Raw genomic sequence first — 24,069 nt, 5'->3', positions numbered from 1 at the left:
TCTGTGTCCCTGTGCGCCTGTCTCAGGCGCTCTCTCCGAGGTGGCGGTACAACGTGGCGCGGCCGATTCCCAGAGCCTTGGCGATGGCCGTGACGCTGTCGCCCTTGGCGTGCCGGGCACGGGCTACGGCGAGCTTGTCGTCATCCAAGACGGACGGCCGCCCACCGACGTTGCCCTTGCGGGCCGCAGCCTCCAAAGGCGCTTTCTAGGGGTCGTTGCAACACGTGGTCGTGTTGATCAGGCCGCGAGCAGTTTATGCAGGCGCTCGGCTGGGGTTTCCCAGCCGAGCGTTTTGCGTGGGCGGCCGTTGAGCTCGGCGGCGACGGCGTCCAGGTCGTCGCGGGTGTGGACCGTCAGGTCGGTGGCCTTGGGGAAGTACTGCCGCAGCAGGCCGTTGGTGTTCTCGTTCGAACCGCGCTGCCAGGGGCTGGCGGGGTCGCAGAAGTGGACCGGGACGTCGGTGGCGACGGTGAACGGCCGGTAGTGCCACTGGCCGCGGGTCCCGTCCGTGCGGTTGCGAGGTATCTCCCGGCTGACCGTGGACGGGCTGCGGCCCAGCTCGGCGGCTATCGCACGGACCGATGCCTTCTCCCGCAGCCGGTCGGCAATGTAGATCCGGTCTGCCTCGTGCAAGTACCGGGACGCGCCGGAAGGCGGCACTACCGGTCGAACCGGCGGTGCCGCCTTCTGCTTGCGGTCGGCGCTGCGACCATTGCGCCACCGGCGCCCGGTCTTCGAGTTGACGCCGACGATCTGGCACGCGTGCTCGTTGCTGAAGCCCTGCTGCATGAGCCGGAAGTATGTCTCCCGCTCACGCAGCAGCTTCTTCGGCCCTTGAGCCGTCCGAATCTCCCGGATCTTGAAGTCCATCGCATCCCCTGAACTGGGGTGTTGCGACGACCACTGGAACGGAAGAAACCCCCGGCCGGGCCTTCGCGTCATGGAGTGCATGGAATACGGAAAGCACCAGGCGCCCGCCCAGTACGAGAGCGGCGACGGCTGTCTGACCACGCTCGTCAGAATTCCGGTGCGGATCGTCGTCCTGGTCCTCGTCCTGCCGGTCCGGCTGGTGTGGGACGCACTCGTCGCCGGTGCCCGCGCGGCCGACCTGGCCTTTTTCCGCCCGCTGGGCCGGGCGCTCGCGTGGCTCTTCGAGGCCCTGGTGATGACTCCGGCCAGCTGGCTGTACGCGCGGGTGCTGACGCCGTTGGGCCATGGGCTGGTGTGGGTGGCTGCGGCGGTGTTCGTGTGGCCGTGGGTTGCGTTGTGGCGGTACGCGGTGGTGCCCGGGGTGCGGTACGGGATCGGGGTTCCGCTCGCATGGCTGTACGCGTGGATGCTCACCCCGCTGGGACACGGGCTGCAGTGGGTGCACCGGGCGCTCCTGCTCCCCGCCGCACATGGCATCGGCACCGCGCTGAGGTGGCTGCTCGGAGCCCTCTTCGTCGCGCCCGCGGCCCTTCTGCGGCGGTATGTGCTGAAGCCGCTGGGGTCGGCGGCCGCATGGGCCGTGGAGCACCTGATCGTGCTGCCGCTGGTGTGGACGTACCGGCGTCTGCTCACCCCGCTGGGGCATGGCATCAGCTGGCTCCTCGGCACCCTGATCCGTGGCATCGGAGCCGGCTTCCGGGGGCTGTGGGACGGCGTCCGTTGGCTGGTCGCGGTGGTTCTCGTCGCCCCGGTGGCCTGGGTGTACCGGCGGATCCTGACCCCCGTCGCCCGGGAGATCGCCGCCGCGTTCGGCGTCGCCTGGCGGATCGCCGGGTTCATCTCGCGGGCCGTGGGCCGGGCACTGGCCTGGCTGGCGTGGCATCTCGTCGGGGCGCCGGCCGCCTGGGTCTACCGCACGGTGTGCACCCCGGTCGGGCACTTCCTGCGCGACGCCGTGCTCGCCCCCGCCCGGCGCGCCGTCCTCGCGGTGGGCCGGACGGCCCGGCAGACGCTGCGCACGGCCCGCGAGACCGTGCGGCAGGCCAGGCGCGACGCATGGCGGGCGCTGGTGGGCGCGCCCCGCGCACCCCGGCCCCGGGAACTGGAAGGCCTGTCTGCGCGTACTCTGGGTAGTACAACGATCGTGCCCAGCGCGGCGTCCGAACCAGAGATCTCCCTGCGGAAAGAGAAATCCGCCCGGCAGGGGTGAGCCGGACCGGACACCCCGGGGCCACCCGTATTTCGAGGGCGGCGTTCCACCGCGTCCGCTCCGCACCGAGGAGAAGAACCACTGGGCAAGCGACAGCCCGAAGGCCCGCCGCCCGCACCGGCAGTGCAGCGCATCCGACTGCGCTACACGAAGCGCGGCCGCCTCCGGTTCACCAGTCACCGTGACTTCCAGCGTGCCTTCGAGCGGGCGCTGCGCCGCTCCGAGGTGCCCATGGCCTATTCGGCGGGCTTCACCCCTCACCCCAAGGTGTCGTACGCCAACGCCGCGCCCACCGGTACGGGCAGCGAGGCCGAGTTCCTGGAGATCGCCCTCACCGAGGCCCGTGATCCGGGCACTCTGCGCGAACTGCTCAACGACTCGCTGCCGGACGGTCTCGACATCACCGACGCCGTCGAGGCCCGTACCTCGGGTCTCGCCGACCGGCTCACCGCCTCCATCTGGGAGATGCGGCTGAACGGGGTCGCCGTGGAGGATGCCGAGAAGGCCGTCGCCGCGTTCAACGCGGCGGAGAGTGTCGAGGTCGAGCGCCGTACGAAGAACGGCATGCGGAGCTTCGACGCCCGGTCGGCCGTCGTCGACCTGCAGGCCCTTGATCATCAGCCTGATAGGCCCGGGGACAGGGCCTGTGCGATACTGCGGCTGGTTGTTCGGCACGTGACACCTGCCGTTCGGCCTGACGACGTCCTGTCCGGTCTCCGCGTTGTGGCCGACCTGGCGCCGCCGGTCCCCGCAGCGGTGACCAGGCTGGCGCAGGGGCTCTTCGACGAGGAGTCCGGCACGGTGACCGACCCGCTCGCGCCTGACCGCGAGGCAGCCCCGGCCGCTCTACCCACGGCCACCGGGACCGCCGCCGCGACAGCGCCCGAGGGTGCGGGTTCCGCGTAAGGCGGTCGTTGTAGCGCAGCCCTCGGACTCGGGAGCCACCTGGGCCGGGCCGCGCGCTGACCCATAAGACTTTCGCCAGGCCGTGCACACCAGGTGTACGGAACCGGCGAGCCAGACATTCAGTTCCCGTGCGGCGCCCGCGCCCCGGACGGCGGTACCGCGTACACACGCGGACCGTGCCGGACCGGAATCAGGCGCGGCGCCCGGGAGCCCGACGGGAGAACCGCCCGCATGCCTCAGTCCATCGAACCCGGTACGGCCGGGAACGCAGAAGAGAACAACGCCCCCGGGGACAAGCTGCCGCCGCGCCGCAGGCGCCGCGCGGCCTCCCGCCCGGCGGGCCCGCCGACGGCCGGCGCACAGGCCGGAGCCGAGGGGCCGGCCATACCGGCCGTTGACGCCGGAGTGTCGGAAGCCAGCACGGAGAACACCACCGAGGCCGAGGCCGCGCCGCCCGTCCGTGCGCGCCGCCGGGCCGTCCGCAAGGCCACCGCGCCCGCCGGTGCGCCGCAGGCCGCCGAGGTCGTGGAGCCGGCCGCCCCGGCCGCCGCGCCGGTCGAGGAAGAAGCCGCCGCGCCGGTCGAGGCGCCGCGTGCGCGTCGTCGGGCGACCCGTAAGGCGACCGCCCCCGCGGGTGCGCCGCAGGCCGCCGAGGCCGTGGAGCCGGCCGCCGCCGCGCCGGCCGAGGAAGAGGCCGTGGAGCCCGCGCCGCGTGCGCGTCGTCGCGCGACCCGTAAGGCGACCGCGCCCGCCGGTGCGCCGCAGGCCGCTGAGGTGGCCGAGATCGTCGAGGAGGCCGTCGCGGCCGAGGCCGCCGAGCCCGCCGCGGCCGAGCCCGCCGTCGCCGAGGCGCCCCGTGGCCGTACCCGGCGCCGCGCGTCCGCGCCCGCCGGTGCGCCGCAGGCCGCCCGGGCCGAGGCCGCCGCCGAGCCGGCGCAGCAGGCCGAGGTCACCGAAACGGCCGAGCCCGCAGAGCCGGCCGAGCCTGTCGAGGCCCCGCGCGGCCGTCGGCGTGCGTCCCGCAAGGCGACCTCTCCCGCAGGTGCCCCGCAGGTCACGGAGGCCGTCGAGGCGCGCACCGAGACCCAGCCGGGCGAGAGCCTGCCCGAGGAAGCCGTGGAGGAGCTGGCCGCCGAGAGCACCGAGGTCGAGGAGGCCGCCCCGCGCGGCCGTCAGCGTCGCCGTGCCACCGCCGCCGCGGGCCGGCCCGAGTTCACCGGCAAGGCCGAGGAGCCCGCGCGCAAGAGCCGCCGGGCGACGCGCCCCGCCGTCGCCGTGTTCCAGGCGCCGGTCTTCGCCGAGCCGATGTTCCAGACCCCGGAGACCGCGGCTGCCGCGGCCGCCGCGCAGCCCCCCGTCGCACAGGACGAGGAGCTGGAGGACGAGACCGGGACGGTGGAGGAGCAGACCACCGCTCCCGCCGAGCCGGCCGCCGAGGCCGCGCCGCAGGGTGGTTCGCGCCGCCGTCGCCGCCGTCGCGGTGAGGCCGCCGAGGCCGAGCCCGCCGCCGCGCCCGCCCCGGCCGCCGCTCCGGTCCAGGAGCAGGCCGAGGAAGAGCCCGAGAACGAGAGCGACGCCGAGCAGGACGGGGAGGAGACCGACGAGTACGGCGACCGTCCGTCGCGCCGTCGCCGTCGCGGTGGCCGCCGCCGCCGTCGTGGCGAGTCCGCCGAGGACGACGCCGCCGAGCAGCACGCGGACGACGCCGCCGAGCACTCCGACGACGAGCAGACGCGTGCTCAGGAGTCCGAGGACGAGGGCGACGACGAGCAGGACGACCACGAGTCCGGCGCCTCCGGATCGAGCAGCAGCCGGCGCCGCCGCCGTCGCCGCCGTCGCAGCGGTGACGCCTCGTCCGAGGCCGAGAACGGCACGGACGACCCGGAGCGCACCGTCGTCAAGGTCCGGGAGCCGCGCAAGAAGGAGGAGCGCGAGCCCGGCACCGGTTTCGACGAGGTCCAGTCCATCAAGGGCTCGACCCGCATGGAGGCGAAGAAGCAGCGCCGCCGCGAGGGCCGCGAGCAGGGCCGCCGCCGGGTTCCGATCATCACCGAGGCGGAGTTCCTCGCCCGTCGCGAGGCCGTCGAGCGCGTGATGGTCGTCCGCCAGAGCGGCGAGCGCACCCAGATCGGCGTCCTTGAGGACAACGTGCTCGTCGAGCACTACGTCAACAAGGAGCAGGCCACCAGTTACGTCGGCAACGTCTACCTGGGCAAGGTCCAGAACGTCCTGCCGTCCATGGAGGCCGCCTTCGTCGACATCGGCAAGGGCCGCAACGCCGTCCTGTACGCCGGTGAGGTCAACTTCGAGGCGCTCGGCATGGCTCACGGGCCGCGCCGGATCGAGACCGCGCTCAAGTCCGGCCAGTCCGTCCTCGTCCAGGTGACGAAGGACCCGATCGGCCACAAGGGCGCCCGCCTGACCAGCCAGGTCTCGCTGCCCGGCCGCTACCTCGTCTACGTGCCCGAGGGCTCGATGACCGGGATCAGCCGCAAGCTGCCCGACACCGAGCGCGCCCGGCTCAAGACCATCCTCAAGAAGATCGTCCCCGAGGACGCGGGCGTCATCGTCCGTACCGCGGCGGAAGGCGCGAGCGAGGACGAGCTGCGCCGCGACGTCGAGCGTCTCCAGCAGCAGTGGGAGGACATCCAGAAGAAGTCGAAGAGCAGCGGCAGCTCCAACGCGCCGACGCTGCTCTACGGCGAGCCGGACATGACCGTCCGGGTCGTCCGCGACATCTTCAACGAGGACTTCTCCAAGGTCATCGTCAGCGGTGACGAGGCGTGGGAGACCATCTACGGCTACGTCTCGCACGTGGCGCCCGACCTGACGGACCGGCTCTCGCGGTGGACCTCCGAGGTCGACATCTTCGCGACGTACCGGATCGACGAGCAGCTCATGAAGGCGCTGGACCGCAAGGTCTACCTGCCGAGCGGCGGCTCGCTGGTGATCGACAAGACCGAGGCGATGGTCGTCGTCGACGTCAACACCGGCAAGTTCACCGGGCAGGGCGGCAACCTGGAAGAGACCGTCACCAAGAACAACCTGGAGGCGGCCGAGGAGATCGTGCGCCAGCTGCGGCTGCGCGACCTCGGCGGCATCGTCGTCGTCGACTTCATCGACATGGTGCTGGAGTCCAACCGGGACCTGGTGCTGCGGCGTCTGCTGGAGTGCCTGGGACGCGACCGTACGAAGCATCAGGTCGCCGAGGTCACCTCGCTCGGCCTGGTCCAGATGACCCGCAAGCGGGTCGGCCAGGGTCTGCTGGAGTCCTTCTCCGAGACCTGTGTCCACTGCAACGGGCGTGGCGTGATCGTGCACATGGAGCAGCCCACATCGGCGGGTGGCGGCGGCAAGCGTGCCAAGAAGCGCCGCGGCGGTTCGGGCCACGACCACGACCACGACCACGAGCAGGTCTCCGAGACGGACACCGACGTCGAGACCGAGGCCGAGGTGGCTGCCGAGGTGGCCGCTCCGGTGGCGCTTCCCGAGCCGGAGTTCGTCGCGGACGAGGAGCTGTACAGCAGCGCGGCAGAGGCCGAGGCAGCCGCCACACGCGGCCGTGGCCGTCGCCGGGCGACCCGTAAGGCGACGGCCCCGGCCGGTGCCCCGAAGTCCGCGACCGCCCCGGCCCCGGTGGCCGAGCCGGTCGTGGCACCGAAGTCCGCGACCGCCCCGGCCCCGGTGGCCGAGCCGGTCGTGGCACCGGAGCCCGTGGTGGAGCCGGAGCCCGTGGCCGAGACCCCGGTCGCCGAGGTCCCGGCCGAGGCGCCGCAGGGCCGTACGCGCCGTCGGGCGACCCGTAAGGCGACCGCCCCGGCGGGTTCGCCCGCTCCGGCCGCCGAGCCGGTCGCGGTTCCCGTCGCCGAGGAGCCGGTGCCGGCCGCCGACCCGGTTGCCGCCGAGGACCCGGTCGTCGAGGCGCCGCCGGTCGAGGCCCCCGCCGAGGAGCCGGCACCGCCGCGTGCCCGGCGCCGGGCGACCCGTAAGGCCACCGCGCCCGCGGGTTCCCCCGCAGGCGCCGTGGACGCCGAGGTCGTCGTGGTGACGGGCGCCGAGCCCGCTGCCGCGCCGGAGCCCGCAGCCGAGGCCGAGGCCGAACCGGCACCGGCCAAGAAGGCGGCCCGCAAGACCGCGAAGAAGGTCACGGCCAAGAAGGCGGCAGTGAAGAAGACGGCGGCCAAGAAGACCGCCGCGAAGAAGACGACGGCCAAGAAGGCGGCGGCGAAGAAGACGGTGGCGGCCGAGCAGTCGTCGTCCGGCGTCACGGCTTCGGCCGACGAGGTCTGACCTCTTCGCACCGCGCTTTGACGCAGTCGGGCCGGTCCCCCCAGGGGACCGGCCTGCTGCGTTCCGGCGCCTGCCGCTCCCCCCACCCCGCGTTCATCTGCAAGGAGAACCTTCATGATCGGCATGATTCTGGCGGCCGGCGCGGGCCGGCGCCTGCGCCCCTACACCGACACGCTCCCCAAGGCCCTGGTGCCGGTCGGACCGGAGGGGGACGAGGAGAGCCTGACCGTCGTCGACCTGACCCTGGGCAACTTCGCCGAGGTCGGTCTGACCGATGTGGCGATCATCGTGGGCTACCGCAAGGAAGCCCTGTACGAGCGCAAGGCCGCCCTGGAGGCGAAGTACGGTGTCACGCTCACGCTGATCGACAACGACAAGGCGGAGGAGTGGAACAACGCCTACTCCCTGTGGTGCGGCCGTGACGCCCTCAAGGAGGGTGTGATCCTCGTCAACGGCGACACCGTGCACCCGGTCTCCGTCGAGAAGACCCTGCTCGCCGCGCGCGGCGGGGGCAAGAGGATCATTCTCGCCCTCGACACGGTGAAGCAGCTGGCGGACGAGGAGATGAAGGTTGTCGTCGACCCCGGCAAGGGGGTACGGCGGATCACGAAGCTGATGGACCCGGCCGAGGCCACCGGTGAGTACATCGGCGTCACCCTCATCGAGGGCGACGCGGCCGAGGAGCTGGCCGACGCGCTGAGGACGACGTATCTGCGGGACCCGGACCTCTACTACGAGGACGGCTACCAGGAGCTCGTCAACCGCGGCTTCACGGTCGACGTGGAGCCGATCGGCGAGGTCGACTGGGTCGAGATCGACAACCACGAGGACCTGGCCAAGGGCAGGAAGATCGCGTGCCAGTACTGACCCGGCTGATCCCCGCTCCGGTCGTCGTCGACATCCGGGCCGGCGCTCTGTCCGATCTGGCGGTCGTCCTCGCCGATCAGCGGATCTCCGGCTCGGGCAAGCTGGCGATCGCGATCAGCGGGGGCTCCGGACGGGCGCTGCGCGAACGGCTCTCGGACAGTCTGCCCGGTGCTTCCTGGTTCGAGGTGGGCGGCGGCACGCTGGACGACGCCGTCAAGCTCGCGGAGGCCATGAAGTCGGGCCGGTACGACGCCGTCGTCGGCCTCGGCGGCGGCAAGATCATCGACTGTGCGAAGTTCGCCGCGGCGCGCGTGGGGCTGCCGCTCGTAGCCGTGGCGACGAACCTGTCCCACGACGGGCTGTGCTCACCGGTGGCCACGCTGGACAACGACGCGGGCCGGGGCTCGTACGGTGTCCCGAACCCGATCGCCGTCGTCATCGACCTCGACATCATCCGTGAGGCGCCGGTCCGGTACGTGCGGTCCGGGATCGGCGACGCGCTCTCGAACATCTCAGCGGTGGCGGACTGGGAGCTCGCCCACCGGATCAACGGCGAGGACATGGACGGACTGGCCGCCGCGATGGCCCGGCAGGCCGGCGAGGCCGTACTGCGCCACCCCGGAGCTCTCGGGGACGACGCCTTCCTCCAGGTGCTGGCCGAGGGGCTGGTGCTGACCGGCATCTCGATGTCGGTGGCGGGGGACAGCCGTCCTGCCTCCGGTGCCTGCCACGAGATCAACCACGCCTTCGACCTGCTCTTCCCCAAGCGGGCGGCGAGCCACGGTGAGCAGTGCGGTCTGGGCGCGGCGTTCGCGATGCATCTGCGCGGCGCGCACCAGGAGTCCGTACGGATGGCCGAGACGCTGCGGCGCCACGGGCTGCCGGTCACTGCGGAGGAGATCGGGTTCAGCGCGGACGAATTCGTCTCGGTGGTCGGTTACGCGCCCCGCACCAGACCGGGCCGCTACACGATCCTGGAGCATCTGGACCTGTCCCCGGACGGGATCCGGGACGCCTACGCCGACTACGTCGGAGCCATCGCGGCCTGACCCCGGGCCGGGAACGGAGCCCGGTTTGACCGGGCTGTACAGGTCCCCGTAATCTTGACCCTCGGCGTTTGTTTCGCCACACCTCTGAGCACTCACCTCCCGCTCGTCCGGGAGAGGCCGCTCGTCCAATCCGGATCATCACGGGTCCCCGGACCCGTGTGAGCTGCTGGCTTCAGAGGTTTCCGCTTCGAGTGAGAGTGAGATCCGCGTGTACGCCATCGTGCGCAGCGGTGGTCGCCAGCACAAGGTTGCTGTCGGCGACATCGTTGAGGTTGACAAGATTCCCACCGCCAATGTTGGCGACACGGTAGAGCTCTCTACCCTGCTCGTTGTCGACGGCGACGCTGTGACCAGCGACCCGTGGGTGCTGGACGGCATCAAGGTCCAGGCCGAGATTGTGGACCACCACAAGGGCGCGAAGATCGACATCCTTCGCTACAAGAACAAGACCGGCTACCGCCGTCGCCAGGGTCACCGCCAGCAGTACACGGCGATCAAGGTCACCGGTATCCCCGCGGCTGCGAAGTAAGGGACTGAGAACACATGGCACACAAGAAGGGCGCATCGTCCACCCGGAACGGGCGCGATTCCAATGCTCAGCGGCTCGGCGTGAAGCGCTTCGGCGGTCAGGCCGTCAACGCCGGTGAGATCCTGGTCCGCCAGCGCGGCACCCACTTCCACCCGGGCACGGGCGTCGGCCGTGGCGGCGACGACACGCTGTTCGCCCTCGCCGCCGGTGCGGTCGAGTTCGGCACGCACCGTGGCCGCAAGGTCGTGAACATCGTTCCGATCGCCGGCTGATTTTCGGCGCTCGTCGAGCGGTATGACGTGGAGGCGGACCTCACTTCCTGTTACGGGAAGTGGGTCCGCCTTTCGCGTGTTGCTCCTACAGGGGCGCACGAGCGAGACATTTCTTCATGTATGTAACTGGAGGTTTCACCCATGACCACCTTCGTGGACCGCGTCGAGCTGCATGTCGCCGCGGGTAACGGAGGCCACGGCTGTGCCTCCGTTCACCGTGAGAAGTTCAAGCCGCTCGGCGGCCCGGACGGCGGCAACGGCGGCCGTGGCGGCGATGTGACCCTGATCGTCGATCAGGCCGTCACCACGCTCCTCGACTACCACCACCACCCCCACCGCAAGGCCACCAACGGCCAGCCCGGTGCCGGTGACAACCGCACCGGCAAGGAGGGCCAGGACCTGATCCTGCCCGTGCCGGACGGCACCGTCGTGCTGGACCGCGAGGGCAATGTGCTCGCCGACCTCGTCGGCCAGGGCACCATGTTCGTCGCCGGCCAGGGCGGCCGGGGCGGCCTCGGCAACGGCGCGCTGGCCTCCGCCCGCCGCAAGGCCCCCGGCTTCGCGCTCCTCGGCGAGCCCGGCGAGAGCCGGGACATCGTCCTGGAGCTCAAGACCGTCGCCGACGTGGCCCTGGTGGGTTACCCGAGCGCCGGCAAGTCCTCGCTCATCTCGGTTCTGTCGGCGGCCAAGCCGAAGATCGCCGACTACCCCTTCACGACCCTCGTCCCGAACCTGGGCGTGGTCACCGCGGGCTCCACCGTCTACACCATCGCCGACGTACCGGGCCTGATCCCGGGCGCCAGCCAGGGCAAGGGCCTCGGCCTGGAGTTCCTGCGGCACGTCGAGCGCTGCTCGGTGCTCGTACACGTACTGGACACGGCGACGCTGGAGTCCGACCGTGACCCGCTCTCCGACCTCGACATGATCGAGGAGGAGCTGAAGCTTTACGGGGGGCTGGAGGACCGGCCCCGCATCGTCGTCCTCAACAAGATCGACATCCCGGACGGCCAGGATCTCGCGGAGATGATCCGCCCGGACCTGGAGGCCCGCGGCTACCGCGTCTTCGAGGTGTCGGCGGTCGCCCGTACCGGCCTCAAGGAGCTCTCCTTCGCACTGGCCGGTGTCATCGCCGAGGCGCGTGCCGCCAAGCCGGTGGAGGAGGCGACCCGTATCGTCATCCGCCCCAAGGCGGTCGACGACGCCGGGTTCACCGTGGTGCTGGAGGACGACGGCATCTACCGGGTGCGCGGCGAGAAGCCGGAGCGCTGGGTGCGCCAGACCGACTTCAACAACGACGAGGCGGTCGGCTATCTCGCGGACCGGCTGAACCGGCTCGGTGTCGAGGACGAACTGCGCAAGGCCGGTGCCCGGGCGGGCGACGGCGTGGCCATCGGCGCCGAGGACAACGCGGTCGTCTTCGACTGGGAGCCGACGGTGAGCGCCGGTGCGGAGATGCTCGGCCGCCGTGGCGAGGACCACCGTCTGGAGGAGCCGCGTCCGGCCGCTCAGCGCCGCCGCGACCGCGAGTCGGAGCGCGACGAGGCCAGCAAGGAGTACCAGGAGTTCGACCCGTTCGCGTAAGGGCTCGGGCTTCCTGAAGGCCGGGCACGGCCGGATCATCCGGCCGTGCCCGGCTTTCCGCGTGTGCGGCGGCCCTCCGCCGCGGCTGTTCGCGCCGCTCGCTACTCGCGTTCGTCGGCGAGTTCCTTCGCCTTCTCCAGCATCCGGTCCACCACCCGGCCCGAGGCATGGCCGTCGTCCAGGTCGCAGAAGAGCCTGTGGAACCGCTCGTAGCGCTCCTCGTGTGCTGACGCCACCTCGTCGATGTCGCGGATCGCGTCGATCAGCTCCTCGGACGTGCCGATCAGCGGGCCGGGCGCGTCGTTCTCGAAGTCGAAGTAGAAGCCGCGCAGCTGGTCCCGGTAGTGCTCCAGGTCGTAGGTGAAGAAGAGCATCGGCCGCCTGAGGTGCGCGTAGTCGAACATCACGGACGAGTAGTCCGTGACCATGATGTCGGCGACGAGATACAGATCGGCGATGTCGGGGTACTCGGACACGTCGAAGACGAATCCGTTGCCTGCCCCGGGGATGCTGTCCACCACGTTGGAATGGCGACGGATCAGCAGGATGTGATCGTCACCGAGACGCTCCCGCGCCTGCCCGGTGTCCAGACGCAGATCGAACTTGAACTGCCCCTGCCGGTGCGCCAGGTCATCGCGCCAGGTGGGGGCGTAGAGCACGACCTTCTTGCCGTCCGGCAGCCCGATGCGTGCCTTGATCTCCTTGGCCCGTGCCTGGAGGTCGGGTGCGTAGAGGTAGTCGTTGCGGGGGTAGCCGGTCTCGACGATCTCGCCGTCGTATCCCATGGCCCGCTTGAGGATCGGGGTGCTGAACCGGTTGGAGGACACCAGCATGTTCCAGCTGCGCGACTCCTGCTGGAGCTGGGCGTGGTACTGCGGATTGAACTTCGGCGCGTCGATGTCCAGGCCGATCTTCTTCAGCATGGTGCCGTGCCAGGTCTGGACGATGACCTGTCCCGGCCGGCGCTCGATCCAGTGCGGGAGATGAGCGTTGGTCACGATGTACCGGCAGCGCGCCAGCGCGTCGTACCACTCGGCTCCCCAGAAGCGGATCTTCGCGGCCGTGGGCGGCAGGTTCACCTGTCCGTCCCTGACCAGCCACAGGTGCTGTACGTCCGCGTCGCGCCTGAGCAGTTCCTCGTGGATGGCGCGGGGGCTGTCGGAGTACTGCTTGCCGTTGTAGCTGATGTACAGCACGGCGTCGCGCAGCGGCTTCTCGCGGCCGGCCTCGTACACCTCGCGGTGCAGCCTGTCCTGCCGGTAGCGGCCGCGTTCGAGGATGGTCAGGTCGGAGGGGCACTGGAGCTGGGGGAAGTCGTACCAGCGGGACTCGAAGTGGTACTCCCGGCCTGCGTGTTCGCCGGAGACCGGGAAGGAGGGCACGGCCAGCCGGTCGATGACGAAGGGGACGTCGGGGCTGCCGTCCCCGGGCCGGAGGCAGAAGTTCCACCGGCCGCTCTTCAGCGGGCGGGGGCCGTTGGGGCCGGGCATGGACGAGGGCGTGAACCCGGCGACGAACGAACCGTCCGGGAGGACCCGCAGCGGCACGGTCTTCTCGTCGAAGAAGTCACGTGCCTTGATGAGGAAGGAGGCCTCGCGCAGACCGTCCGGCATGGAACCCCGGACGGTGTACTCGCCCTCGGCCATCCGTACCTCGGTCATCCTGGCCTGGACCGGGCGTCCGGAGAACTTCAGATAGCCGTTGCTTCCCGCGATCAGCGCGAGTTCGTTCCGCTCGGCGGCCTGGGCGAGGGTGGCGGGGAGCCGGATCTGGAGGTCGGCGAGTCCGTCACGGACCACGGTGCCGAAGCGGCGCTCCGTTCCGTCGGGGGCGGTGGCGACGAGCTCGGTGCTCCAGTTGCGCCGTGAGGCGAGGGCCGGATGGGCCCCCTCGGGAGCGGTTCCCTCGTCGGCCATGTCCTGGTGCTCGGGCAGCAGCGCGACATCCTTGAGCGGCACCAGGACCCGGAAGGACGCGTGGCCGTCCGGACCGGGTTCCAGGACGGCGGGGTAGGAGATGACCTCGCCGCTCTTGCGGTTGGAGACCTCCAGACCGACCGCTTCGTCCGCCGCCAGCGGGACGCGGATCCTGCCCTCGATCTCGACGCTCTCGTCCACGGCACGGTGCCCGGTGATCAGGGCGCGTACCCGCTCGACACGCAGCTTCAGGGTCCCCGTGGAAGTGTTGGGGAGCAGCCGGTGGTCCTCGTCCAGCCACTGGTACGGCGCGTGGTTGGCCGCGCCCGCTCCACTCGCGTGCACGGCACGCTTGCGGACCAGTCCGGCCGAGGCGATGCCCAGGCCGACGTGCCAGGTGCCCTCCACCCACCGGCCGCCCTTGCGGAGCTTCGCGGGGTCGAACAGCAGCTCCCAGCCCGCCCAGTCGTAGTTGTTCTGCTTCCGGGGGGACAGCGCGGTGCACTCGGGGCTGTAGACGTTGCGCAGGGGCAGCACCGTACGCCGTCGTGAGCCGTGCTTCTTGAGCGCCAGAACCTTGACGGCGCTGTGCTTCGTCGACTGGTCGATCCGGTCGATCCACGCGTGGCCGGACAGCCGGAGCCTGCCGTTCTCCCAGGTGACCTTCTGGAGCGGGGCACGGGGCGTGAGGTCGGGGTCGATCCGGCGCGCTCGTTTCGGTATCAGGCCGGCCCGGTGGTCCAGCGCGGAGAAGCTCGCGTACTTGCGGATCCGCCCCTCGATCTCGATCGGGTCGCCGCGCCGCTCGGAGTTGATCAGCTCGACCAGTTCGGTCATGGCGTGCTTGCGCACCAGCAGCCATTTGACCCGCTGGGTTGCGGTCAGCTCCATGACCACCTGCGGATCCACCTGGTTGAGGAAGCGGTTGATGACCCGCAGGAACTCGGCGCGGAACTCCTCGTCCCCCTCGGGGAGCACATTGAGGAAGATCCGCAGATCGCCCTTGAGGACGGTGCGGTCGTACTCGCGCTTCAGCGTCGCGGCCAATTCCCCGGGCTGCGCGCCGAAGAAGCGGCTCACCGACTCCACCGCGGCCGAACGGTCGCGTACGGCCTTCGGCTCGGTTCGGCGCTGGGTGATGGACGGGGTGCCCTCGCCCTCCCGCAGCCGCCAGTAGTACGTGGGGGTGCTGATGATGTCGACGGCCTCGGCCAGGAACTGGGCCGGCACGATGACCGGGACGTCCTCGTAGAGCACCCCTTCGGGGAACGCCAGCCCGTGCTTCTCCCAGAACGAGCGCCGGAAGACCTTGTTGCAGGCGATCTTGTCGTTGAGGAGCTTCCTGTTCACGGACACATGGGTCCGCTGGACGGCGCCGCCCGCGAGGATGCGGTGCATCGGGGACTGCCACACCTTGGTCCTGTTGATGTGCAGCACATTGCCCGTGATGAAGTCCGAACCGCTCTCGTCCAGGCTTGCCAGCATGAGGCGGTAGGCGTCCGGCGGGATCATGTCGTCGCTGTCGACGAACGCGATGAACTCGCTCTCGGGCGCGAGCAGTCCGAGTCCCGTGTTCCGGGCGGCACCCAGTCCCGCGTTCTCCTTGCTGACCAGCCGGAATCGTGGGTCGCGGGCCTCGTACGCGGCCGCGATGGCGGCCGAGCCGTCGGGGGACCCGTCGTTCACCATGATGACTTCGAGGTCCTTGAGCGTCTGCGCGGCCAGCGAGTCCAGGCAGGCGGGCAGATACTGCTCCACGCTGTAGATCGGCACGATGACGCTGAGACGAGGGGCCATGGCTGCGGATTCCTTTCGGGTCAGACCCGCTCGAACAGCTCGAGCGCCTGGGCTGGGGTGGGCGCCGTCCCGCGGTCGGCGAGCGGTACGACGGGAAGGAGGTCCTCCTCGCCCAGGAAGACCCTGCGGACGACGCGCTCCGAGGCCCGGCCGTCGTCGAAGTCGCAGAATCGCTCACGGAAGGTGCTGCGCAGAGCGGCGGACTCGTGGCTCTGCCACGCGCCGGACCGGATGATGTCGGTGAGCTGCTCCTGGCTGGTGGCCACCGCGCCGGGGGGCTCGGCCGGCAGATCGAAGTAGCTGCCCCGGACGGCCTTGTACGTGTCCCAGTCGTCGGCGAAGATCACGATCGGCCGGTCGAGGTTGGCGTAGTCGAACATCGCCGACGAGTAGTCGGTGATCAGGGCGTCGGCCGCGAGGTAGAGCTCCTCCACGCTCGGGTGGGCCGAGACGTCGATCACGCGGCCGCCGGCCAGGAGTTCGGCGAGCCGCCCTGAGGGCCGGTAGAAGTAGTGGCCCCGTACCAGCAGCGTGACGTCGGGCCCGAGCTCCTCGGCCAGCTGCGCGAGGTCGATCCGAGGGGTGAACTCCTTCTGGTACTCACGGTGGGTCGGCATGTAGAGGAAGACCGTGGAGCCGTCCGCCGCACCGATTCCGCGGCGGGCCCGTGCGACCTCCGGCGCTCCGGCGCGGACCAGCACGTCGTTGCGCGGATAGCCCGTCTCCAGCGAGGTGTAGGAGCACGGATACACCCGCTCCCACACCGAGGTGGAGAAGTTGTTGGACGAAAGGCTGTAGTCCCAGCGGTCGCACCGCCGCAGCAGGTCCTCCATCCTCATGCTCGTGGAGGCCGGGTAGTCGGCCTGGTCGAGCCCCATCGTCTTCAGGGGGGTGCCGTGGTGGGTCTGCAGGTGGATCTGGCCCTCGCGCTTGACCAGCGCGTCCGCGAAGTTCACGTTGTTGACGAAGTACTTGCCGCGGGCCAGCGCCGTCCAGTATTCGCGGGAGCCGACGACGACCACCTCGACACCCTCGGGCATCCGGCTCACGTGCTCGGCGCGTACCGCCCAGACCCGGCGGATGTGCGGGGCCAGCCGGGCCAGCTCGGCGTCGATGGCCGCGGGGTTGCACGCGTAGCCCCGGCTCCAGTAGGCGGAGAACACCGCGAGGTTCTCGTCGATGGGCAGCCGTAGCTGGGACCGGTAGAGCAGCCGCATCGCGGCCCGCTTGGCCCGGTTGACGCGCTCGCTGTTGCGCGCCCGCGCCCGGTTGCGGACCCGGTTCGCCCGGGTGACACCCGTCAGGGCCAGATAGGAGTCCCTGCCGAGCAGCGCGTACTTGTACCCGCGGCCCCCGCCGGGCCGCTCGAACCCCGCGGGCAGCCGACGGCGGTAGTCGGCGGCCGCCCGGTGGAAGAAGTCGGCCCGCGCATTCCGGGGGAGGCGGCCCGGCTTTTCCATCACGGTGAGATAGTGGTCGACCATTTTGCCGAAAAGCGCCAGGCGCCAGGAGTCGTGTTCGGGGTGTGCGTCCAGATAGGCGAATACGCGGTCGTACTGGGCGAACACGTCGAAGTGCTTCCGGCTGACCGTACGCAGGATATTTCCGCCCTCGCGCCGCTGCCGGTAGAGCACGCAGGTGCGGTCGAGCAGCGCGATGCGTTCGGCCGCGATCAGGGTGGTGTAGGTCCAGGGGGCGTCCTCGTAGTACCCGGACGGGAAGCGGAAGCCGTGTGCCGCGACGAAATCGCGGCGGTATGCCTTGTTCCAGACGATCTGCAGCAGATCGAGCAGCTCGGGCCGCTCCGACAGGGTGAACACGGCGGGCTCGCCGCGGAGGAGGGCGGCTCGCCGGTTGGGCAGCAGCCGGCCGTCCCAGTAGCTGCGCATGTAGTCGTAGATCAGGATCTCGGGGTCGTCCGTCGCGTCGAGGCGTTCGGCGATGGCGCTCAGCGATCCGGGCGTCAGGGTGTCGTCGCTGTCGAGGAAGATCAGGTAGTCGCCCGCAGCCTGCTCGATTCCGGCATTACGGGCGTGTCCCAGCCCCACGTTCTCGCTGAGGTGGATGACCCGGACCCGTGTGTCACGTGCCGCGTACGCGTCGAGGATGGCGCCTGAGCCGTCCGGTGAACAGTCGTCCACCGCGATGACTTCGAAGTCGGTGAAGTCCTGTCGCAGCACGGAGTCGAGGCACTCCCGGACATACCCCTGCACGTTGTAAGCAGGCACGATGAGTGTCAGTCGAGGCATCCTTCACCAGTCCAGAGATCCTTTTGTGAGGTCCGTGCGAAGGTGCCGATTCGCATTGCGGAATCATGGTGGAGCACCTGAACACCTGAACAGCGTAATTGATGGGCATCCGACCGCCGCGGCTCCGTGTTCGCCTCGGCTTCATAGCGAACGATAATACTGATCCTATTTTTTGTCCGATTCGATGTGCGCGAACATAGCGTGAACCTTTAGGTAGAGCTGTGCACGCCTTTCGGCGGAGTCGCATGCGGAGGAGGGGCGCATGGAATGGCGTGGACGGTTACGGGCGGAGCCGGACGTGTCGGCGTGCGTGTCATGCGGGTGACGCCCGCCCGCGGCCGGAGCCGGTCGCCCGGTGTTCTCCTCGGCGGTCTCCGTCTACGGCACCCGCGTCCGCGACTGCGTCCATGCGGGGGACGTCGCCCGTGCCCGCCCGCCTCCGTCGCCCTGTCGCTCTTTCGGAACGGTGGAAAGAATGACTGAAGTAATTACTGATGGCGAGGGGGTGGGGGAGGGGTGCGGAATTCATGGAATTCGATATGGAGTTCGATGTCGCTCGTATGTGTGGCAGCTTTTTTCGGCAATGGCGTGCGAAATTGAACCGAATGGTTACGGGGGGCCTTCGCTTTTCCTCCGGATGAGTCGGTAAGTGGGTTGACGGAGCTGTTTCGGCGCGGTTGGGAGCCTGGATCTGACTAGGGTCACCCGGGTAGGTCGCAGCTGCTGCGACAGGACGCCCGACTCACCGTGGGGGCAGAACTGTGAAAGCTCTCGTACTTTCCGGCGGGGCAGGCACCCGGCTTCGTCCCATTACGCATACCTCGGCCAAACAGCTGGTCCCGGTGGCCAACAAACCAGTGCTGTTCTACGGGCTCGAAGCCATCGCGGAAGCCGGCATCACCGACGTCGGCATCATCGTGGGCGACACCGAGGAGGAGATCCGCGCGGCGGTCGGCGACGGCTCCCGGTTCGGCATCGACGTCACCTACATCCCGCAGTCCGAGCCGCTCGGCCTCGCGCACGCGGTCCTGATCGCCCAGCGCTTCCTGGGCGACGACGACTTCGTCATGTACCTCGGCGACAACTTCATCGTCGGCGGGATCGCCGGTCTGGTCGAGGGGTTCTGCGCGGACCGGCCCGACGCCCAGATCCTGCTGACCCAAGTGCCCGACCCGACCTCCTTCGGTGTCGCCGAACTCGACGGGGACGGCCGGGTCGTGGCCCTGGAGGAGAAACCCGAGGAGCCCAAGAGCGACCTGGCACTCGTCGGCGTCTACCTCTTCACCCGCGTCATCCACGAGGCCGTCCGCTCGATCCGCCCGTCCTGGCGCGGCGAGCTGGAGATCACCCACGCCATCCAGTGGCTGATCGACCAGGAGCGCGATGTCCGCTCCACCACGATCCGCGGATACTGGAAGGACACCGGCAACGTCACCGACATGCTGGAGGTCAACCGAACCGTGCTGGAGACCGTCGAGCCGTGCACCCGGGGCGCCCACGTCGACGACGAGAGCGAGATCATCGGCCGGGTCCGGATCGAGCCGGGTGCCCGGGTCACCCGCAGCCGGATCGTCGGCCCCGCCATCATCGGCGCGCGTTCGGTGATCGGCGACGCCTACGTCGGGCCGTTCACCTCGGTCGCCCAGGACTGCCGGATCGAGGACAGCGAGATCGAGTACTCCATCGTGCTGCGGGGCGCCTCGATCGACGGTGTCCGCCGGGTGGAGGCCTCCCTCATCGGCCACGAGGTCGAGGTGACCCCCGCACCCCGCAGCCCGTCCGCCCACCGACTCGTCCTCGGCGACCACAGCAAGGTGCAGATCTCCTCATGACGACCCATCTCCTGGTGACCGGCGGCGCCGGCTTCATCGGCTCCCACTACGTCCGTACGCTGCTGGGCCCGGACGGCCCGGGCGACATCGCCGTCACCGTGCTCGACAAGCTCACCTACGCGGGAAATCCGGCCAACCTCGACGCGGTGCGCGACCGTCCCGGATTCTCGTTCGTGCGGGGCGACATCTGCGACGTGGAGCTTGTCGGCACCCTGATGAGCGGGCACGACCAGGTGGTGCACTTCGCCGCCGAGTCGCATGTGGACCGCTCCATCGACGGTGGTGCCGAGTTCGTCCGTACCAACGTCGTGGGCACCCACACCCTCGTCGACGCCGCGCACCGGGCCGGGGTCGGAACCTTCGTGCACGTCTCCACCGACGAGGTCTACGGATCCATCGACGAGGGCTCCTGGACCGAGAGCGAACCGCTCGCACCCAACTCCCCGTACTCCGCCTCCAAGGCGTCCAGTGACCTGATCGCGCTCTCCTACCACCGCACCCACGGACTCGACGTGCGGGTGACCCGCTGTTCCAACAACTACGGGCACCACCACTTCCCCGAGAAGGTCATCCCGCTCTTCGTCACCAACCTGCTCGACGGCCGGGCGGTCCCGCTGTACGGCGACGGCGCCCACGTCCGCGACTGGCTGCACATCGACGACCACGTCCAGGGCATCGAACTCGTGCGCACCAAGGGCCGCGCGGGCCGGGTCTACAACATCGGCGGCGGCACCGAGCTCTCCAACAAGGAGCTCACCGGACTGCTCCTGGAGGCCTGCGGCGCGGACTGGGACACGGACGTCACCTACGTCGAGGACCGCAAGGGACACGACCGGCGCTACTCCGTCGACTGCACCAGGATCCGTGAGGAACTCGGCTACGAGCCCCGCAAGGACTTCCGCACCGGCCTCGCCGAGACCGTGCGGTGGTACCGCGACAACCGCTCCTGGTGGGAGCCGCTCAAGGAGAGGGCGGTCCTGTGAGTACGGTCTGGCTGGTCACCGGGGCCGCCGGAATACTGGGCCAGGACCTCATGGCCGCGCTCGCTCACGAGGACATCACCCCGGTCGCCGCGGACCGCGCGGCCCTGGACATCGCCGACCCCGGCAGCGTCCGGGAGGCGTTCGCCGCCCACCGCCCCTCGGTCGTGGTCAACTGCGCGGCCTGGACCGCCGTCGACGACGCCGAGAGCCAGGAGGAAGCCGCTCTGCGGGTCAACGGCACCGGCCCCGCCGTCCTCGCCGAGGCCTGCCGCGAGCACGGCACCGTTCTGCTCCACGTCTCCACCGACTACGTGTTCGCCGGGGACAGCGCCCGGCCGTACGGCGAGGACGATCCCACCGACCCGCGCAGCGCCTACGGCCGCACCAAACTGGCGGGCGAACGCGCCGTGCTGACGACCCTCCCCGACACCGGCTACGTCGTGCGCACCGCCTGGCTCTACGGCGCGGGCGGTGCCAACTTCGTCCGCACGATGATCAGACTGGAGGGCGTCAAGGACACCCTCGACGTGGTGGACGACCAGCGCGGACAGCCCACCTGGACCGTCGATCTGGCCGGCCGGCTCGTCCGGCTCGGACAGGCGGCCCTCGACGGCACCGCCCCGGCCGGCGTCTACCACGGCACCAGCGGCGGCGACACGACCTGGTTCGGCTTCACCCGGGAGATCTTCCGGCTGCTCGGCGCGGACCCGGCCCGGGTCCGCCCGACCACCAGCGGGGCCTTCGTGCGCCCGGCCCCCCGGCCCGGGTTCAGCGTGCTCGCGCAGCGGCGGTTCGCGGCGGCCGGGATCGAGCCCATCCGGGACTGGCGCACGGCACTGGACGAGGCGTTCCCGGCGCTGCTCGCCGCGGAACGGCCCGCAGCGCCCCGCTGAGCCGCACGTCCCGGCCGGCCCGGCCGGTTCCGCCGCTCACCGCCGAAACCCCCGCGGGGCCTCCGGCCCTTCGGCCCCCGACCGTCCCCGACCGTCCCCGACCGTCCCCGACCGCTCCTGATCAGAGGCCGGCCGGGGCGAGAGGCCGGCGGGCCGGGGGCGGACCGGCCGCCCGCAGCCGCGCGTAGTACGCCTCGCACTCCTCGTACGAGGGAAGCAGCCCCTGCTGTTCCGCCTCGGCCAGCGACGGAGCCCCGGCGTCCTTCCCGGACAGCAGCGGCGCGATCTCCGACGGCCAGGCGATACCCAGGTCCGCGTCGAGCGGATCGATGCCGTGCTCGCGCCCGGGAGCGTAACCCTCGGAGCAGAGATAGAGGACGCACGCGTCGTCCGTCAGCGCCATGAAGGCGTGGCCGAGCCCCTCGGCGAGGTACACCGCCCGGTGATCGGTGTCGTCGAGCCGGACCCCCTCCCAGCGTGTGTAGGAGGGTGAGCCGGTCCGGATGTCCACGATCACGTCGAGCACGGCGCCGCGTACGCACTTCACGTACTTCGCCTGGCCCGGCGGCACGTCGGCGAAGTGGATCCCGCGCAGCGTGCCCCGGCGGGAGACGGAGAAGTTGGCCTGCGCGAGCCCCAGCGGATGCCCCGCGGCCTCCCCGAGATCCGAGGCCCTGAACCACTCGTGGAAGCTGCCCCGGTCGTCCGGGATGACCTCGGGCTCGTGCACCCAGGCCCCGGGGATGGAGAGCTGGCGCATGCGATCACGTCCTGTTCCTGGAGTTCGCCGGTCGTTCGGCCGTGGAGCCGACGTCTCCTGCAACGAGTTGTGGCGCGAAACAGATACGGAACGGTACGGATCAGGGCGAAACGGGGTCCACGGTGCGGAACGTGAAGGCGCCGGTTTCCGCGCTCGCGTAGATTGCGGGGTCCAGCGAGGCGAACCATGGGGGATGCACGTGTCAGGGGCCAGGCAGGGCGTCACGGAGGCCCGCAGGATCGTGGTCAAGGTCGGTTCCTCCTCTCTCACCACTGCCGCCGGGGGCCTCGACGCCGACCGGGTCGACGCACTCGTCGACGTGCTGGCCAAGGTGCGCAGCGGCGGCGAGCGGGAGGTCGTCCTCGTCTCCAGCGGCGCCATCGCGGCCGGACTCGCCCCGCTGGGCCTGCACCGCAGGCCCAAGGACCTGGCCCGGCAGCAGGCCGCCGCCAGTGTCGGCCAGGGGCTGCTCGTCGCCCGCTACACCGCCTCCTTCGCCCGCTACGGCGTCCGCGTCGGCCAGGTCCTGCTCACCAGCAACGACACCAGCCGCCGCGCCCACTACCGCAACGCCTACCGCACCCTGGACCAGCTCCTGGACATGGGCGCGCTGCCGATCGTCAACGAGAACGACACCGTCGCCACCGACGAGATCCGCTTCGGCGACAACGACCGGCTGGCCGCGCTCGTCGCCCACCTGGTCCGTGCCGATCTGCTGATCCTCCTCTCCGACGTGGACGGCCTCTACGACGGCGACCCGAGCATCCCGGGCACCACTCGCATCGCGGAGATCACCGGCCCCGCCGATCTCGCCGGGGTCAGCATCGGCAGCGCCGGCAAGGCGGGCGTCGGGACCGGCGGCATGGTCACCAAGGTCGAGGCCGCCCGGATCGCCACCGCAGCCGGTGTGCCGGTCGTCCTGACCTCGGCGAGCCACGCCGCCGACGCACTGGCGGGCCGTGACACGGGCACCTACTTCCACCGCACCGGACGCCGCTCCGCGGACCGGCTGCTGTGGCTCGCCCACGCCTCCACCCCGCAGGGTTCGCTGACCCTGGACGACGGGGCCGTGCAGGCGGTCCTGGAGCGCCACAGCTCGCTGCTGCCGGCCGGGATCGCCGCGGTCGAGGGCGAGTTCACCGCGGGGGACCCGGTGGAGCTGCGCGATCTGCGGGGCCGGCCGGTCGCCCGCGGGCTCGTCAACTTCGACGCCAAGGAGATCCCGCAGCTTCTCGGCCGCTCCACCCGCGACCTGGCCCGCGAACTCGGTCCCGCCTACGAGCGCGAGGTCGTACACAGGGACGATCTTGTCCTTCTCCACACCTGACCGGCCCCTGAAACGGCTGAAAGTCCAGCCTTCGGGCAGAGACCTTCACGAAAACCGCCCCACGCCGGGCCGAGGACTGGTCCACTTTGTAGCAGGGACACTGCGGGGTACACAGCACAGCAACATATTCACAGGAGGCGCCGGTGAGACGAGCGCGCCCGGGGGCGCCGCCCCGAGGAACGGGTGGTCGCGCCCTGACCAGCGTCGGAGCAGGGGCCGGCTTCGACGGAAGCAGGCCCGTGGACCGGAGGGACGAGCGGACCACCGGGCCGGAACCGAGGCTGGGCGGCCCTGAACGCACCCAGTCGAAGCTGTGGCACATCACGCTCTGTGTCTCCGGCGCCGAGTTCCCGCTGAAGGAGGTCAGACGCGGCCTCGAACAGCTCGCGCACGACCACCCCTTCCTGCTGACCAGCCGCTATGCCAACGACCACGCGGAGATCCGCTACTGGGAAGAGGCCCGCGACCTGCACGACGCGGCGGCCGTCGCCCTGCGGCTCTGGGGCGAGCACCGGTCCAGCGCGGGGCTGCCGCCCTGGGAGATCGTGGGCCTGGAGGTCATCGACCGCGAGACGTACCACCAGCGCATCGCCGAGGGGTACGGGCCGCCTCCGGCCGCCCCGGTGGGCGTGCACCCGTACTGACCCGGCCGCCGTCCCCGGACGGCCGTCTCGCATC

The 24,069-nt window shown here is 70.5% G+C and carries 18 protein-coding genes; 13 read left to right on the top strand and 5 right to left on the bottom strand.

Annotation, left to right across the window (positions count from 1 at the left end):
* Window positions 1-22: 22 nt before the first annotated feature.
* Both ACZ4LX_RS15985 and ACZ4LX_RS15980 read right to left on the bottom strand, forming a co-directional pair.
* Window positions 23-196, bottom strand: coding sequence for a helix-turn-helix domain-containing protein (locus ACZ4LX_RS15985; protein ID WP_467644319.1), 174 nt, complete (start codon window positions 194-196; stop codon window positions 23-25).
* 41 nt (window positions 197-237) lie between these two features.
* Window positions 238-789, bottom strand: coding sequence for an IS30 family transposase (locus tag ACZ4LX_RS15980; RefSeq protein WP_467644605.1), 552 nt, complete (start codon window positions 787-789; stop codon window positions 238-240).
* Between the two features lie 160 nt (window positions 790-949).
* On the opposite strand from ACZ4LX_RS15980, the gene ACZ4LX_RS15975 reads away from it, so the two are divergent.
* From ACZ4LX_RS15975 to obgE, 8 genes are all read left to right on the top strand, one after another.
* Complete coding sequence (locus ACZ4LX_RS15975; protein ID WP_467644315.1) at window positions 950-2,140, top strand: hypothetical protein; 1,191 nt, start codon at window positions 950-952, stop codon at window positions 2,138-2,140.
* A gap of 123 nt (window positions 2,141-2,263) precedes the next feature.
* Entirely contained in the window at window positions 2,264-3,046 is a 783-nt protein-coding gene (locus ACZ4LX_RS15970) for a TIGR03936 family radical SAM-associated protein (protein ID WP_467644313.1), read from the top strand.
* 231 nt (window positions 3,047-3,277) lie between these two features.
* On the top strand, window positions 3,278-7,336 hold the full coding sequence (locus tag ACZ4LX_RS15965; protein WP_467644310.1) for an Rne/Rng family ribonuclease: 4,059 nt from the start codon (window positions 3,278-3,280) through the stop codon (window positions 7,334-7,336).
* A gap of 114 nt (window positions 7,337-7,450) precedes the next feature.
* Entirely contained in the window at window positions 7,451-8,203 is a 753-nt protein-coding gene (locus tag ACZ4LX_RS15960; RefSeq protein ID WP_467644305.1) for a phosphocholine cytidylyltransferase family protein, read from the top strand.
* The gene (locus ACZ4LX_RS15955; protein WP_467644300.1) at window positions 8,191-9,252 is read left to right on the top strand and encodes an iron-containing alcohol dehydrogenase family protein; all 1,062 of its coding nucleotides are present in this window, start codon (window positions 8,191-8,193) and stop codon (window positions 9,250-9,252) included. Before ACZ4LX_RS15960 ends, ACZ4LX_RS15955 begins: the two co-directional genes overlap by 13 nt.
* 208 nt (window positions 9,253-9,460) lie before the next feature.
* Window positions 9,461-9,781 (top strand): 50S ribosomal protein L21, encoded by a 321-nt coding sequence (gene rplU, locus ACZ4LX_RS15950; protein WP_145763481.1) that lies wholly within the window; start codon window positions 9,461-9,463, stop codon window positions 9,779-9,781.
* Window positions 9,782-9,795: 14 nt separating this feature from the next.
* Entirely contained in the window at window positions 9,796-10,053 is a 258-nt protein-coding gene (rpmA, locus tag ACZ4LX_RS15945) for a 50S ribosomal protein L27 (protein WP_018103204.1), read from the top strand.
* 141 nt (window positions 10,054-10,194) lie between these two features.
* Complete coding sequence (gene obgE / locus ACZ4LX_RS15940; protein WP_467644287.1) at window positions 10,195-11,634, top strand: GTPase ObgE; 1,440 nt, start codon at window positions 10,195-10,197, stop codon at window positions 11,632-11,634.
* Window positions 11,635-11,735: 101 nt separating this feature from the next.
* On the opposite strand, the gene ACZ4LX_RS15935 is transcribed toward obgE, so the two are convergent.
* The gene (locus ACZ4LX_RS15935) at window positions 11,736-15,347 is read right to left on the bottom strand and encodes a bifunctional glycosyltransferase/CDP-glycerol:glycerophosphate glycerophosphotransferase (protein ID WP_467644284.1); all 3,612 of its coding nucleotides are present in this window, start codon (window positions 15,345-15,347) and stop codon (window positions 11,736-11,738) included.
* A 20-nt stretch (window positions 15,348-15,367) separates the two neighbouring features.
* The gene (locus ACZ4LX_RS15930; RefSeq protein ID WP_467644280.1) at window positions 15,368-17,596 is read right to left on the bottom strand and encodes a bifunctional glycosyltransferase/CDP-glycerol:glycerophosphate glycerophosphotransferase; all 2,229 of its coding nucleotides are present in this window, start codon (window positions 17,594-17,596) and stop codon (window positions 15,368-15,370) included.
* 761 nt (window positions 17,597-18,357) lie between these two features.
* Between ACZ4LX_RS15930 and ACZ4LX_RS15925 the strand changes: the two genes are divergently transcribed.
* From ACZ4LX_RS15925 to rfbD, 3 genes are read left to right on the top strand one after another with little or no spacing between them, the layout of a single operon-like run.
* On the top strand, window positions 18,358-19,428 hold the full coding sequence (locus ACZ4LX_RS15925) for a glucose-1-phosphate thymidylyltransferase (RefSeq protein WP_467644277.1): 1,071 nt from the start codon (window positions 18,358-18,360) through the stop codon (window positions 19,426-19,428).
* Entirely contained in the window at window positions 19,425-20,411 is a 987-nt protein-coding gene (gene rfbB, locus ACZ4LX_RS15920) for a dTDP-glucose 4,6-dehydratase (RefSeq protein WP_467644273.1), read from the top strand. Before ACZ4LX_RS15925 ends, rfbB begins: the two co-directional genes overlap by 4 nt.
* Window positions 20,408-21,304: a dTDP-4-dehydrorhamnose reductase gene (rfbD, locus tag ACZ4LX_RS15915; RefSeq protein ID WP_467644270.1), complete on the top strand. Its 897-nt coding sequence runs from the start codon at window positions 20,408-20,410 to the stop codon at window positions 21,302-21,304. Before rfbB ends, rfbD begins: the two co-directional genes overlap by 4 nt.
* A gap of 121 nt (window positions 21,305-21,425) precedes the next feature.
* Here rfbD and ACZ4LX_RS15910 read toward each other — a convergent pair whose 3' ends face one another.
* The gene (locus ACZ4LX_RS15910; protein ID WP_467644268.1) at window positions 21,426-22,064 is read right to left on the bottom strand and encodes a dTDP-4-dehydrorhamnose 3,5-epimerase family protein; all 639 of its coding nucleotides are present in this window, start codon (window positions 22,062-22,064) and stop codon (window positions 21,426-21,428) included.
* Window positions 22,065-22,305: 241 nt separating this feature from the next.
* Between ACZ4LX_RS15910 and proB the strand changes: the two genes are divergently transcribed.
* Together proB and ACZ4LX_RS15900 are read left to right on the top strand one after the other, a co-directional pair.
* Entirely contained in the window at window positions 22,306-23,391 is a 1,086-nt protein-coding gene (gene proB / locus ACZ4LX_RS15905; protein ID WP_467644602.1) for a glutamate 5-kinase, read from the top strand.
* 143 nt (window positions 23,392-23,534) lie between these two features.
* Window positions 23,535-24,035, top strand: a complete 501-nt coding sequence (locus ACZ4LX_RS15900) for a hypothetical protein (RefSeq protein ID WP_467644266.1) — start codon at window positions 23,535-23,537, stop codon at window positions 24,033-24,035.
* Window positions 24,036-24,069 lie beyond the last annotated feature (34 nt).

Source organism: Streptomyces sp. NPDC026062, from assembly GCF_055568375.1.
The sequence above is the reverse complement of the archived record's forward strand: the minus strand, read 5'-3'. Positions and strand labels throughout refer to the sequence as shown.